10 protein-coding genes are annotated in these 15,653 nt (G+C 37.2%); 9 read left to right on the forward strand and 1 reads right to left on the reverse strand.

The genetic code is table 11. The annotated features are described in order from the left end of the window. Positions 1 to 420, forward strand: coding sequence for a hypothetical protein (locus tag CBF29_RS06195; RefSeq protein ID WP_126808542.1), 420 nt, complete (start codon positions 1 to 3; stop codon positions 418 to 420). Between the two features lie 105 nt (positions 421 to 525). Here the strand turns inward: CBF29_RS06195 and CBF29_RS06200 are convergent, their stop codons facing one another. Next, entirely contained in the window at positions 526 to 1,734 is a 1,209-nt protein-coding gene (locus CBF29_RS06200; RefSeq protein WP_114290583.1) for an IS110 family RNA-guided transposase, read from the reverse strand. Between the two features lie 280 nt (positions 1,735 to 2,014). Between CBF29_RS06200 and CBF29_RS13725 the strand changes: the two genes are divergently transcribed. The 8 genes from CBF29_RS13725 (at position 2,015) to CBF29_RS06235 (ending at position 15,650) form a co-directional block, all read left to right on the forward strand. After that, positions 2,015 to 2,179, forward strand: a complete 165-nt coding sequence (locus tag CBF29_RS13725; RefSeq protein WP_170170009.1) for a CD1375 family protein — start codon at positions 2,015 to 2,017, stop codon at positions 2,177 to 2,179. A 114-nt stretch (positions 2,180 to 2,293) separates the two neighbouring features. Next, positions 2,294 to 2,779: a phage holin family protein gene (locus CBF29_RS06205; RefSeq protein ID WP_126808545.1), complete on the forward strand. Its 486-nt coding sequence runs from the start codon at positions 2,294 to 2,296 to the stop codon at positions 2,777 to 2,779. Positions 2,780 to 2,910: 131 nt separating this feature from the next. Continuing rightward, complete coding sequence (locus CBF29_RS06210) at positions 2,911 to 3,657, forward strand: hypothetical protein (RefSeq protein ID WP_126808547.1); 747 nt, start codon at positions 2,911 to 2,913, stop codon at positions 3,655 to 3,657. Positions 3,658 to 3,767: 110 nt separating this feature from the next. Next, positions 3,768 to 4,154, forward strand: a complete 387-nt coding sequence (locus CBF29_RS06215; RefSeq protein ID WP_126808550.1) for a hypothetical protein — start codon at positions 3,768 to 3,770, stop codon at positions 4,152 to 4,154. A gap of 17 nt (positions 4,155 to 4,171) precedes the next feature. Continuing rightward, positions 4,172 to 5,236 carry a tyrosine-type recombinase/integrase gene (locus CBF29_RS06220; protein WP_126808552.1) on the forward strand — a complete coding sequence of 355 codons (1,065 nt, stop codon included), beginning with the start codon at positions 4,172 to 4,174 and terminating at the stop codon, positions 5,234 to 5,236. 24 nt (positions 5,237 to 5,260) lie between these two features. Then, positions 5,261 to 13,546 carry a phage tail tape measure protein gene (locus CBF29_RS06225; RefSeq protein ID WP_126808554.1) on the forward strand — a complete coding sequence of 2,762 codons (8,286 nt, stop codon included), beginning with the start codon at positions 5,261 to 5,263 and terminating at the stop codon, positions 13,544 to 13,546. Positions 13,547 to 13,602: 56 nt separating this feature from the next. Continuing rightward, the gene (locus CBF29_RS06230; RefSeq protein WP_126808556.1) at positions 13,603 to 14,688 is read left to right on the forward strand and encodes a hypothetical protein; all 1,086 of its coding nucleotides are present in this window, start codon (positions 13,603 to 13,605) and stop codon (positions 14,686 to 14,688) included. Next, positions 14,685 to 15,650 (forward strand): hypothetical protein, encoded by a 966-nt coding sequence (locus tag CBF29_RS06235; protein ID WP_126808559.1) that lies wholly within the window; start codon positions 14,685 to 14,687, stop codon positions 15,648 to 15,650. Before CBF29_RS06230 ends, CBF29_RS06235 begins: the two co-directional genes overlap by 4 nt. Positions 15,651 to 15,653 lie beyond the last annotated feature (3 nt).

Raw genomic sequence — 15,653 nt, forward strand, 5'->3', positions numbered from 1 at the left:
ATGAATGGACTGATCGAAATTAAAGGGGATGACTTTACTAGAATATTTCTTGAAGAAATGTACGAATCTCAAAAAAATGGAGCGTTAAGCGAGTTTGTCCTAGTAAACAGAATAGCATTTTTAAAAAATATTATAGATGATAGCCATATTGAATTTGATAAAATAATTGAAATATCAAGTCATCTTTCAGAAATTGACGACAAAGACTCTTATGAGGTTTTTATAGCAGACTTCTTGCTTGGTAAAGAGATAAACGTTGAAAAATATATCAAAAAAGAAGAAAGCGTAAATGTTTTAGATGAAATAGAAAACTTAAAAGAAAGATTGAGAGTGGCGTCAATAGAAAATAAAGATTTGGAGAATCAAGTCAAGCAATCTCAAGAGCTAGTAATGGAAGCAATTGATTTGATATTATCATAAAACAAAGCTAGCTATTAAATAGTCAAGTGAAAGTTATTAAATACTTTTTGATTTTGATATTTATTTTTAAGCAACTTAAATAAACCTAAAAATAATAGAAAAAAATTAATTTACATCTATATTTTTAGGTAAATGAACTTCATAAGGCTTGTTTTGAGTCCAAACAGCAAAAATGATGTTAACCATTTTTCTTGAAACAGCACCAACTGCAGTACCATGTGATTTACCACGTTGTTTTAATTTTTGGTAATAGATGGATAAAGCAGGGTCATGAAACGCTGCAATAAAAGCAGCTTGCCAAATGGCTCGCCTAAGATAGGGAGACCCACGTTTAGACAGTTTGTTTTTAGTTCCTGTGAAATCACCAGATTGATGAACTGAGGCGTCTAAACCGGCAAAAGCAAGTAATTGACTAGGTTTTTTGAAACGATTGATATCTCCAATTTCGCCCATAATCACTGCAGCTGTAATGTCACCAATTCCAGTAATTGTAGTTAAGTAATTGTCCTGTGTTGCAATAATTTCATGGATTTCAGATTCAATTTGGATAATTTGCCGTTCAATTAATCTAATCTGTTCCAGCATTATCTGAATCTCAAGTTTAAAGACGTCTGCAGCAATTGAAATTCCAAAGGAATTAGAAGCAAGTTCTTTAAGTTTCATTACTTTCTTTTCAGAACGCTCTATGCCAAACCTCTTTTTACTCGCTAGATGAATTGTTTCAATTAACAACTCAGTATCTAGTTGAAGAATATCTTCAGGTAATGGCGAATTTAGAAGGATTTCAGTGGAAGACGAACCAAAAATATCAGAAAAAATCTTTTCATATTCTGGAAAAACTTGATCTAAGCAAGTAATAATTTTTCTCTTTAAGTCAGATGAACTATCTACCAAACTATATCGGAAACGCTCCAGTTGTTTTAAACGAAAGATGTCTTCCGTAGGTAAAGACGTTTTCTCAGGCAAATCCATTCTAATTACTTGAGCAATCAGTACAGCATCAATGGCATCAGTTTTAGTTTTTCTGATATAAAAATCTCGAAGAACATCTGATTGAATAGGATTAAAAGCAGTTACTGAAAAATCTAAGTCATTTAAAAAAGAATAAATAGCTAACCAATAATGACCTGTGGCTTCCATTCCAATCATTGCATTATCAACATTAACATCGTGTTTATTAAAGAAATTAAGAAGTTCCAGACTCCCTTTTTTAGTATTTGTAATTCTTAATGTTTTACCAATAGGGGATCCTTTTTCATCAACTAAAGCAACTTCATGATTTCTTTTACCAATGTCAATACCAACAAAGAACATAAAAATCAATTCCTTTCATTAGGATTTGTCAGATAGTAAGCTACCCTCTATGACTCTTGGACGACATAGCCTCGTTAGATATTCAGAAACGTTGTTCTATCTAGCTCATACATGTACTAGTCTCAAGAGTAGAGGCATCAATCTTTCGAAGGAAGACAGGGCTTCAAGGAGGTGACGGATGACCTCTATCTGCTTAATACAATTCTAAAACACAAAGTGATTTGAATATACATAGAATCAAAAAATGATTCTAATAATACTATACGAGGAGGTGAAATAAATGGATAGAAAAGGAAACATGGAAAGATTTCCAAATCTTATAATGATGTACGCAGACCACGTAATGAGGGGGACAAGATCTATAGATAGCGTACCAGAAAAGATTAGAGAAGACGTATCTTTTGTTGTCGAAGAGGCAACAAAAAAGCAAGCAAGCGAGTTTTAGTATATGCAATAACTTTCGCTATAGGTTTAATTACAGGAATTACATTTATGATTTAGTCTTTTAGTATATAGCGAAAAGTATTTTAGTAAAAGGGATCTTCTAAGGGAGATAGAAATGTACGGAATGGTTAGTAAATTAATAATTGGAACTATCCAAAAGATGTCTACATTGACATTTTTTGACCATTTAATTGTTTTTGGTATAAGTATATCAAGTCTATTAATAGGAAGTTGGACTGATGCTATGAGCCTGTTAATTTTGTTACAATTGATAGATGTTGCAACTGGGTTAACAAAGGGTAAGAGAGGAAGAAAGCTGTCTTCAAGTGAGTTAAAAAAAGGTGCTAAGTCTAAGTTCGGAGGATGGCTATATATTATAGTAGGTAATGCAATAGACGGCCTTCTAACATTCGGCACCCCAGTTGCAAAAACATTCGTTGTATCATACTTAATTGTTATGGAATTAATGAGTATTGTTGAGAATGCAGAAGAGCTTGGGGCACCAGGAGCACCAAAATTTATCACAAAATACCTAGACAGTGCCAAGAGCCAGTTAGATAATGGCAAGAATCCTAATGAAAAAGATTCGGATACAAAATAAATTAGCATAAGTATTGACAACATAATATTTTTGGTATAGTATTATGTTATGGGCGATAAAGAAGAGAGATATTGCGTCTTTCTTCTTTTTCTAAAAGCCATAACTAATTACAACATAGGAGTGAGAGAAGAATGGTACAATTTAAAACACTTCGCAATGGCGAAGGGGAGGAAAGACGAGTTCGTGAGGTGTGCTCATCTGGAAATATGTCGGTCATTGTTTATGAGCCGAGCAAAGAAGATGTGAATACACTTTTACGTATGCAGGAGGATATGATCGAAACAGATTCTAGTGGTGAGGTTAAAATCAAGGTTGGTGAGTCACAAATGATTCGAGAAATCTATCCACTTTTAACAGATTTAGAAGGATTTGAAGACTTGACTGATGAGGAGATTGAGGACATCACAGATAATCCATCAATTGCTTTAATCCAGGCGACATCTGTAATTACTCAGATTATTCTGGAAGTTTATAAAATAACGATTTTATCAGTTCGTCAACAAATGGTAGAACAGGATTTCGAATTTGAGACATTCCGTTTCAATCAACATGCAGCACAAAAAATTATGACAACTGTTTCAGCTCTCGACGGAATTGATGGAATCGAGAAGCGAACGAAAGAAGCAGAAAAGGAGTTAGATGAATTATCAGCTCGACGTCACGAAAAAGAAATGGCAAAAATCTTTGAAGAGACACAGGGATTTTTAGAAATTGAAGAAGCATCAAATGCCGCTAAAAAGTCGGAGGGGACAACGACAGAAAAGAAAATCACTTCAAGCGTACCAATGACAGCACCATTAAGTCCTGGTGATGAAACTCCAGAGGACGTTATCAAACGAATGAACAAAACGTTTGATATCAACGTGAATAACGACTAATGAATGTAATGTCGGTCGGCGAACTTCATGCTCAATTAGCTGGTGATATTGCATCGGCGGTTGAGGGTGAAGTTAAGGCTTACTGTGAACAGGTTTTAAGAAAACACATAATGAGAAGTGTATATAGCGGTGGCGGATCTCAGTATTACAATCGTACATATCAGTTCTTAAATGCGGTAGAGGTTACTGACGTCCATAAGAGTGGATCATCGGTGAGCTTTAAAATAACCATAAACTCGTCAAAGATGGGGATAGCCAGCTCGTTAGGTAAAGGATTTAACGTGCATATGGGTTTTCCATCAAGAGGTGGAGGAATGGGAGCAAATATGACTGATGGTTTGGCCGAAGTGTTAAACGACGGTATTACAAGTAGGATTGTACCACGGAGAAAAGCTGCAAGATTCTTTGAGAGTGCTACATCTGAATTAGATGGATCACTAGCTGGAAAACTTGCTGGTGCTTTGAGGGCAAGAGGTTGGGAAGCTCGTGTAATTTAATATAAGGAGCGATTACATTGAGTGAAGAAAAAGAACTAACCTACAAAAGCAAGGCTACAAGAAAAAGGATTCGATATGCTACAAAGGCAAGGATGGAGCAAATCAATCCAGGCAACATTAAAGAGTATCAAAGATATTTAAAAACTAGCATTGTTAAAAATAGAGACGTTGCTAAAACTACATATAAAGTATACGAGAGTAATTTCAACATCTTCCTTTGCTTTATTATGGAGCGTTGGGATAACTTTGATATTTTAGATGAAGAGTTCCTAGATGAAAACATGATTGATGTAATGGAGGATTATATTGTATTTCTCCAGGAGGAACTTGGAAACAACAAAAAGACAATTAATAATAAAATCGCCGCAGTATCTTCATTTTATATGTGGGCTGCGAAACGTAGAAAAATTAAAAGCCATCCATTCGAAAATAAACTTGATCGAATGAAGGGTGCCAATGATGAAAAGATCATTGCAGAGTATTTCCTGTCACTTGAAGAAATAGAAGAGATTAGCCAAGAGCTGTCACTTGTAGATGAAGAAGGTGCGACGGACTATGATAAGCAAGATCAGATCATGTGGCATGTTGCTTACGACTCAGCTTGTCGAATCGGTGCATTAAAAGGGTTAAAGATTAGTAATCTAGACCTTGAAGGCAATAGATTTGTTGGAGTTCGTGAGAAGCGTGGGAAGATTGTAAGTGTTCCATTTACGGATGAAACCAGGGCATTACTAGAACAATTCGTTGAGTACAGAGAAGCTAAGGGAGTCGATTGTGACGAGCTATTCTTTGTACAATTAGGTGGCGAATGGAAAGGAATGTCTACGCAATCGATTTATAACAGAGTAGTTAAGATTGGTCATATTGTCGGGCTAGGAGATTTCCGCCCACACTGTATTAGAAAAAGCCGTATTAACCAAGTTGCTAAATTCGATATTAACTTGGCGAAGACATTAGCTAACCATGAGTCGCTGGACACGACATCTAGATTCTATACAGAGAAGAAAGACCAGTCCGAAACACTCGATTCGATAATCGAATTAGAGAGAAAAGGGAGTAAGAAAAATAGCGAAACACACTAATTAAAAGGTGGTGTGATTCACTAAATGGCAAAAACCGTTGGAATTGATGTAAAAATTGACCTGCCTTCAAAATCAAAATTGGAGGCCGATCTTAAGAAAAAATGGAGTGGCATGAAGAATGACATTGACCTAAAAATCAATGTTCAAGCTGATAAAAACAGTCTTGCCAAAATGGGTTCACAGATAAATAACTACTTTAAAGGACGAGAGTTTGGAGTAGATATTAAAGTAGACTTAAAGAATGGTCAAAAGAAACTTCAAGAGTTTACGACTATGTACAAGGATTTCAGAAAAGAGTTTGAAAAAGGCTTAGAAATGAAATTCAATCCAAGTAAGACTTTAGATAAAAGTTTTCAAGAACTTGTTTCTGGGAAATCTCAAAAGCTTCATGAATCGCAGCAGAAAAACGGAGATTATATCAAAGCTTTAATGAAAGATTCTGGCTCAATGAGTAAAGTGACTCAGCAGACAATTAAAGAACAAATCAAGACGGCAGATGATGCATTACATAATCTTGAAAAGGTAACTACTCAAGTAAATGCATTTAAAAAGGAAGTTAAGAGTTCTGTAGATGGAGAAGTTGTAAAAACCGACACATATACAGATAAGATTGCTGGTATCAAAGCTGTAATTGATTACACTAAAGAGGTTGGAAGGCTTGAAAGAGATAACCTAACTGCTTCTAAAGAGGTAGTCGCAGCAAATAATAAAATCATCGAACTTAACAAGCGCGCCATTAATGGATTAAAACAGGATTATAAGAATACATTCGGCGAAGACATTACTAAAAATATGGAAGTTGCAAAAGCTGAGGCATCAGCTCAATCTAATATAGCTATTCAAAAGGCTTTAATCCAGAAAGAGCAACAGGCAGCCATAGATAAGCAGAGACAGGCGACATTAAGTGAAGTTGTTAAGCTTGAAAATGAAATTTACGGACTTGCAAAGAAACAGCAGAGCGCTGGTTCAGATGAGAGCGCTGCTTATGATAAACAGATTGCAAAAGTTCGGGAAAAGAGCAATGCTCTAAAAATGCAAACTGGTATTATGAAAAATCTTACCAAAGAACAAAGAGCTGCTTATGACTCTCTTCGTGCTGATAATAAGTCGACACTGGACTTCAATAAATCTCTAATGAATGCCAAGAGTGCAGATAAAGCAAGAGTGAACGCTCAAAAGGCTGCACTTCAAGATATGAAGAGGGATTTAAAAGAAATTCAAAAACTTGAACAAAAAGCCGACGATATTCGTGCAAAGAAAACAGTTGGTGGAGCAACGGTAAAAGAAAATGACAACCTCAGAATGCTTGAATCTGAGTTGGCTGTTCGCAAAAAGATATACGATCAAGAGCTAAAATCGCATAATAAAAAGGGTAACATCACAAAATCTGGAGACGCGGAACTTAAGTCTCTAGAGAAAAAGTATGATGCTACCAAGAAAATAACTCAAGCTAGAGCGTCAGAAGAAGCCTCTATTCGAAAAGAACAAAATGCATTTAAGTCACTTGAAGCAAGTATTAAAAAAGTGTCTAGTCTTAAAAAGGATTTAGGTAAAGCTGGAACTAAAGAGTCTAGCTATATAAATGAGGTTATCAAAGGCGAAGAAGCTAAACAGGCTGCAATAGAGAAATCTATTACTGCTCAGAAAAAGTTCAACAAGGCTAAACTGGAAGAGGTACAAGCAACAAGAAAAGCCTCTTATGAAGAAGCTGAACAGTCGGCTACAAGAAGTCAACTTAGTGGACAAGATAGTAAGCAGGGTAAGAAGAAATTTAACTCTGTTGTAAACATTGATCCAATTCGAGTGGCTCAAACGGCCAAAAGAGCATTTATGACTGTCTATGACAGCTTAGCGAAAGTTGACGAGCAGGTAGTTAATATTCAAAAGGTTGCTGATGTTCCTACAAAAGTGTTAAATGACTTTAATGCTGGGTTGTATGATCAAGCCGCAGCTGTCGGTAAGTCAGCTGATGAATATGCTGGATCGGTAGCAAGATGGTTAACGACTGGTAAGACACTTTCAGAGTCTAACGAGCTTGCCAAAGTTTCGGTAATGGGTTCATTTGTAGGTAATATTGATGAAGAAGACATGGTTAATTATATGGCCGTTCCACTTAATGCTTATAAGGATAGTGCCCTGGAAGCCACAGATGTTATCAATGCAATGAACGAAGTTTCTAATAATAACGCCATAGAAATGGAACATCTTGGAGCTGCATACTCAAGAGCGGCAGCAACAGCATCGACCGCTGGAACTTCATTTGCACAACTTACTGGTATGATTACGGCAGGTCAAGAGTCAACAAGAGCTGGAGGAGAAAAAATCGGTACTGCCCTAAGAGCAATCGATATCAACTTCGGTAAAATGTCTTCTGGTATGACAAAGGCCGACAAAGAAAGAAGTGCCTGGTTTGCTAGCAAGGGTATTGCATTAAAAGATGAGAATAACGAATTAAGATCAACATATGACATCTTAAGCGACTTGTCTTCTAAATGGGGAGAGCTTGATGGCGATGATAGAACAACAGCCACAACGTATGCGGCAGGTAAAAACCACGCAGCGATCCTACAAGGTATTGTTAAGAACTGGGATGCAGCACAGAAAGCAACTGCCGAGGCTCAAGATCAAATCAATCTGGCAAATAAAGAGGGTGGATCTGCCTTCAAAGAGTTCGAGAGTCAACAAGATTCTATTCAGTACAAAACGGCTCAACTAACAGCAGAATGGCAGAAGTTCTTGCATACAATAGCTGGTGGTAGAGAGGGCGTTAATGGGGTTTTAGGAATCCTTACTGACGGCTTGGCAAAAGCCAATGAATTAGCATCTAATGACCAGTTTATGGGATTTGTTAAAAATGCTTTAAAACTTGGTGGAGCCTATCTTGGATTGAAGATGGTTAACAAGGGATTTGGAGCAATTGGAGACACTATGGGCGGAGTCGTTGGAAACCTAAGCGTAATTTCTGGAATTATAGGTGGAGGAAAAGGCGGCAAGCTATTAGGAGCGTTCAGCAAAGGCGGAGGAAAAATGTTCGGCGGTATGGCGACTGGTCTTGGATCAGTAATCGGACTGTTCGGTAAATTTATACCTTTCCTAAATATTGCATTAATTGGAATGACTGCACTTCAAATGGCTGGCGTTGATGTATTTGGAGGTATTGGACGTGCCATAAATGATATGGGCGGCAGCATGGCCAAGACAAAACGAAAAGTTTCCGAGTATAGAAAAGAGCAAGAAAAGCTTAACGAGGTCGTTAAGGATGGACTTGATTCTGCTAGAACATACAAAAAGGTTGAAGATACTAAAACTAATCTAGATAAGACCATTAAAGACAAGCGTAAAAAACTGGAAGAGGAAACTAAGCTTGCAGAGCAAGAAGGAAGAGATAAGCCAGTTCAAAGAATCAGCTTCACAGAAGGTGAGTTTGAAGGATACAAGAAACAAATCGAAGATCTTGCTGGTGAGTACGGACTTGATATCAAAGTTGATAGTAATAATATTGACGAGATTCTTGAAAAAATGGCGGAAGTTGAGCGATCAGCTAAGAGAATTAATGCTGAAAAAGGTAAAGAATTAAATAAAGCTGTTAAGAAGAGTACGAAGTATACTGGTAATGATATACTTTCTGAACTTGACGAAAAACATGAGCTACCAATTGGGGCTGCCGAAGAACAGAAGAAGATTATCCAGGGCTGGAGTCAAGCTGTAAATGAAGGTACTATGACTTATGGCGAAATGGCCAAGAATGTAACTCAGATGATGCAGCAAAATCTATTTACGCCAGAGCAGCAGAAGTGGATGTCTCCAGAAGCAGCAAAGGTTGCCGAAGAGAATACTAAAAGGATGAACGACCTACTTGGTCAGAGGAGCGATTTAGTCGCAAGCGCAAAAGATAATGTGCTTCCTCCTGCTTTAAACAAAGAGTCTGTTAGACTAATGGCAACAGAACTTAGAAGTATTGATACTAGAAAAACTGCTTTAGAAGGTGTAAATAAAGTAATTGAAAATGGTGGAGTTCTATCAAAAGAACAGCACGAATTGATTAAAACACTAGATCCTGGAGGTAAATTCTTGTCAATTTCAAATGACACTGCGGCATGGGGTGAGAATACAGAAAATGTCAAGAAGTCACTAGAGGGATTGAACGCCGAACTAGACAAGACTGGTGGAGCCGTCGAGAATAGCGTAAGAAAATACGCAAAAGAAAGTCTCGGATATACCGATGAAGAGATAAATAATTTAGTAAACAGTATGCGAGGTGCAAAAGCCGCATATGTTGCAGAGCTAGCCACATGGGGTGACGAAGGAAAGTCTATACTTGGTGTAACTCAGAGATTCGCCGAAGAGACTGGAAATAACTGGGGGAAGGTTCTTGCAGATATGCAAGCCGACATAGATGGTCTATCTACAGCTGATAAGGAGCTGGCGATAAAATTCAACCTAGTTAAGGAAGACGGCTTTGTAAACATAGAAGAACTTGATAACTTCTATAACCTTCCAGAGTCCGTTGCCAAACAGTTTGAGTTGGTTGTTGAAGGAACTGGCGAAGTTGATATAGAAAAGGCCTTAGACTTTAGTCAAAAGCTAGCAGCTATAGACGACGCAGATTTATTCAAGAAAATAGACATAGAGGTTGACGGTGCGTCAGATGGAATATTAACAATTGACGAATTGGTTCAAAATATGGATAAACTGAGCGCTAACGAGATCATGAGCCTAATGATGAAACTGGAAGTAGATGAAACTGATGCATTATCTATTATACAGGAAATTACAGGGATGGAACTTAATCCGAAGGTTGTCGGAGATACATCTGGTATTAAGAACGACATCATATCGGCCGCAGAGAACACTGAGGCTACAGCAAAAGTGAATGCGGAGATTGACAGTCGAACAACAAGTGGTTTGTCAACACAAATTACGGCAGCCCTAATGGATACGTCTGTTAAAATTCCAGTCGAACCAGAGGCTAAATTTGCCTTAGACTTTGCAAGCAAATTGAATATTGCTGCCACACCTCCGCCACCAATAAAAATTCCAGTTGGAGTTGACGGAGATCAAGCCGCAAGTGAATTACAGGGTGTTGTCGGAGTTATGGAGAGCTCAGCTGGCGAAGTTGAAGTTGTGGTTACAGCAGACGGGCAAACAGCAGAAAGCACGCTTGCTAACATAGAAAAAAAAGCCGTCACAGTTGATGAGTCAGATCCAAATGTGCTTATCATGGCGGATGGAAGTAAGTTTTACACAGTCGCATCAAATGTTCAAACGCAAGTATCAACACTGGACGGAAAGGTTGTTAATATAACATTTAAGGGTGTCGAAGATGCTTCGTTAACATCGTTAAAAGCACTAGCTGCTTCTGGCGTTACAGTAAAAGGCAAAGGAAGTAAATCAATTGCTGCCTCCATAGGTCAAAGCATTGCATCATCATTCTCTACTGGTGCACAGGCTGTAGGTCAAGCTGTCGAAGGTGCTAACAAGTCAATGTCCAAAGGATCTGGATCTAAAGGTAATCCTAGATATGCAAACGACAAGATTAGTCAAGACGTTTGGAGATATTGGAGCAAAGAGCTATTTAACGGACTTCCAATCGAAAATTCTATGGAGAAACTAAAACATTCAATAGATGCCGCAAAAGATAATGAAACTAAACTTATCTCCCTTTATAAGCAACAAATTTCGTTGACACAGCAACAAATTAGACATAACGAAGATATGAAGAGAGCCAAACAGGATGAAATGAATGCAATTCTTTCAGACTTGAGAAAGCAAGGATTCAAAACTAGCGGCAACAAGGTGACAAACCTAGGTCATGCGAAGAGTATAAAGGGCGAAGATGCTGTTACATTGGCTAATGAAAACCTTAATAAGTACAAAGATCTTTATAATCAAATCAACGACCTAAATAGTAAGATACTTAGCCTTCAACACGACAAGACTAAGATAAACGATGACATTAAGTCAGCTGAGAAATCTAAAGAGGCAAAAGCTCTAGACGGTAGATTTAAGAAAACTGATGCATTACTAACGGCGATTAAGAACAATACGGATATATCAAACAAAAAGATATCTCTAATTGATGACGCTGATTTCGAGCTTAAACTTACAATGAACGAAGAAGGATTAAATATGAGTAAGAATAGTATATCTCTTCTTACTGATGAGTTTAATTCTTTATCTAAAATGTATGTTAAGCACGATGAAAATGCGGAAAATGTCAAAGGCAAGCTAGAGGATCTTAAGACAGAGATATTAAATAATGCAGATGCTATTATAGAATATAACTCTAGAATAAAAGATATACAGATGGATAGATTAAACAGCGACCTAGATAAATTCTCAAGCATCATGGAGAGAAATTTAGGTAAAGTAAAATCAAACATCGAAAACCTCAAAGAAGGCTTGATGAGCGACACATCATTTGGTGACCTTGGAACAGCAAGTTTTGACAAGCTTGACTTAAGTAGAAAGACAAAACTTGAGAAGCAGTTTGAAGAAAGACTCGCACTGGAAGCTAGATTGAATGAAGCCCTCGATGGATATTCTAAAAAGAACATCGATAGAACTGCAAAGGTATCTAATCAAGTACTTACAATTGAGAAGAATAAATATGATCAATTGTTGAAAATGCAGTCAGACTTCTCTAATGGCAAAGTATCAAAGGTAAATTCCATAAAACCTTCTGATGTCTTAGGAAAAACAAGCGTAGAGAAAGACGGAAGTTATACCGCATGGACTAAATCATTAGAGAAGGTAAACAATGATTATACGAAGGCATATAGTCAAATGTCTAAAAGATACGATGAAGCTATTAAGAACGCCAAAACACAGGCGGAGAAGGACTCAATTACTCATGGCTTCATCGTAGAGCAACTAAAACTTCAAGAGGATATGTATCGTAAGATAATTCAAGTTAACAAGGAAGCTGCAGAGCAAGCCAATGAAATGTTAAATGATACAGGATTGACAACCTCTCAAAGAGAGTCACTTGAGGGATCATTAGCCGATTACCAGGATGCGATAACAGAAGCCCAAAACTCAATCAAGGAAGCAGTAAAAAGCAGATATGAATTAGAGTTCGATTTAATGGACAAGCTTGCTGAAAAGGCCTCAGATTACACGGAAGAGATTGAATACCTGTTATCTATACAAGAAGCCATAAGTAAAGACAACAGCGGTAAAACTGGTCTTCTAGAGGCAATTTACGAATCTAAAATAAATGAGTACGGCTCTGCCAGATCTAGTCTAGCTAAATTGCTTGAGGAGCAAAAGAAGGTTGGAGAAGGCAGCTATGAATGGAAGATTCTTCAAGATAGAATTGATGATGTTAGAGGAAGCTTGAAAGACCTAACAGTTGATATTTTAGAAGCTAATAAGGACTTGATGGAAAATCGTTTAGATGTTCTACAGGACGACATTGCAAAAGGCATGTTTGATGGAAAAACATTAAAACAATGGGAAAACTTCAAAGATAAATGGGTTACAGGGATTGAAAAAGAGTTAGAGCTCGACAAGGTTAGAAGAAGAGCAATTGATTTAGAGAGTGATCTCTATGATAAAAAGCTTGAGGCGCTAGACAGACAGGAAGCTGTTTCTAAGAAAGATCTAGAGTATCTAGATAAACAATTGACTGTATTAGAGCTTCAAGAAAAGCTGGATAACCTTAATAATGAGCGAGACGTTCAGACACTTGTTAGAAATGACGATGGTACGTGGGACTGGCAATATGTTGCTAATCAGACAGAAATCGACAAGGTAAAAGAGGACTTAGAAAAAGCAGAATTAGATTTGATTGACTTTAAAAACGATCAAAGAAAAGACTACTTCAAAGATCTTTCTGATATCTTGGATCAAGCAAGGGATGGAGAATTTAGCTCTGAGGATGATTTAATGAATGCCTTAAATGACTTGAAAAAAGCATACGGCTTTGTATTAGATGATATCCCTGGAATTGACACTGGAGACTTCGATGAAATTCTTAGAATTTACGGAGAGTACCTAAACAGTAATAAGGACATTATTTCTGGAATGGGTGACGGTGAAATAAGTAAAGAATATGAAGCACTTGTTGACAAGGTTGGCCTTAGATTTGAGGAAGGATTCAGAAATATTGCAGATGAACTTGGCAATATCATATCAGAATCTCTTAAATCAGCTTTACAGTCGGCTGTAGTCAGCGAAGGAAATGGAAGCTATTTAATCGAACGTCAGATACTGGAATTTCCTAATGTTAAAGATACTGATGGGTTTAGAGAAGTTCTTGAAACATTACCAGCTGCAACTAAGCAGAAGATTCATGGCAAGGAATAATTATACTCCAGAAGAGTTAGTCTCTTCTGGGTATTTAATTGAAAGGAGAATAATCAATGCAACCATATCTAAATCCAATAGCTAATTTTGATGCTAAAAACGATTATCAATTTACGTATTTGTATCTTGGATCTAGTCGGGTATTAAAAAACGAAGTAAAGATTAGGGAAGCTAAGGATGGCTCTGATCCAATATATAGTCGCATATCGACTAAGTTTGACAAAAGTCACATCGTTCCAAAGGGATCTTTGGAGAACGGGAAAACGTATTGGGCTAGTATTAGAGTAGAAGTAGATGGTGAGTTTACGGAATGGTCTCCAGAGGTTTCGTTTTTATGTTTAGCCACTCCATCATTGAAGTTTGATAGTTTAGACAATGAGAACTATATTTTTAATGATGATATTATGATGCAGGTCATATATCGCCAGGAGCAAGGCGAACGCATCGAAACATTTCAATTTACATTACTAGATCAAAACAAACAGGCTATAACGAAGTATCCAGTTAGGATTCCAGATACTACCACACCAAATGTTTTACAAGAAAGAATGACCAACCTAGTAAAAGGTAGGCTGTACTACGTAGGTATCAGACTTAGAACCAAAAATGGAATCAACCATTATGAAGATCATGAGTTTATACCACAGTTTATAACACCAGCACTTGAGGGTATTGTCGTAGCTGAGGCGCAGCCAGAAAATGGACAGGTTTTAGTTCAGTCTTACTTGAAACAACTTCTTGGAACGCAGGTTAAGCCATCTGTTCCTGGAATGGATATAGCGAATGACGTGGCTTACAGTTACTGGAAAGATGAATGGATTATAATTCCAAAAGAAAAACCTTTGATGTATACAAGGTTAGGAATGGCAAAGGCCAGTGACTGGGTGGCAAAGGTTTGGTGCGAAAATATCCCTAATGGAGTAATGTTAGACTTCGCAAAAGAAGACAATGGTCATCCTCATATAAAATTCATAAAGCATGATGACTATATTACTTGTGAGAAGGAGCTTGGAGGAATTAAGTCTCGAACAAAATCAAATACTATCAAAAATCTTAAGCTTGGAAAATTCTACCTTTATATAAAGGTAATTGAGTACAGAGTTCAGATGACAATAGTACCTTATGAGGTGGATGAAATATGATTATAGATTACAATTATTTCGGGGTAGGACTTCATGGAAATGTATTTGATACGGCAATTTCTACAGCTGAGCTTGACGAAGTCACGATGGGAGCTGGTCTATGGGACGAGTTATTTATCAGTGTTGACACTAAGATAGGTCAAGAAATGCTAAAACCTAAGCATTGGCAGCTAAAAACTATCATGGATGCTAAATTCAAAGGAAGTTTGGAGGCTGGATCACTTGGAGCAGATGGACATGTCGTAACTAAGATACAGTTATATAGAAGGGATATAAACAAGACGAACGAGTGGCTTCTCGTTGGTATGTGGGATTATGATGAAGACTTTAACGTCTACTCATTCGTGGATAGATTGGCCGAGAATCAAGCAAACTACGAGTACGCGATCTTGCCAGTAGCTGACAAAATACTTGGAGATTTGACTCAGACTAACAAGTCTGTACGCGTAGAGTATGATGGGGTGTTTATATCAGATCTTCAAAATAACTTCAAAGTTGAGTACGATCTCAAGAAAGACACTGTGACACATGTTAAGAATTATTCAGAAATGCAAACTTTAAATGGAAGATACCCTATTGTTGTATCTGGAAACCAAAACTATAGAACTAGCAGTATGAGCTTCTTACCATTAACTGATGAGCAGATTAACTCAAGAGGAACAAAGATAAACGGTAGAAGTGAAAGAGAGTTGAGAGAGAGTATAGTTAATTTCCTTCAAAAAGGTGGAGCTAAGGTTATCAGAAATAGCAATGGTGATATGACAGTTGCTGCTGTGCATTCTGTTACCGAAACACCAAGAGAGGGAAATCTAGAAGATCTTTCTGATATTTCTTTTAACTATGTAGAAATCGGAGAACTGGAATATGAAACAATGTCCAAAGGTGGATTAATTGGATCAGCTGGTAAGTCTAAGTATACATTCGATGAAGATGGGGAAATAATTTGGAACAATGGAGGATAATAC

The sequence above is a fragment of the Vagococcus elongatus genome (genome assembly GCF_003987645.1).
Lineage (GTDB): Bacteria > Bacillota > Bacilli > Lactobacillales > Vagococcaceae > Vagococcus_A > Vagococcus_A elongatus.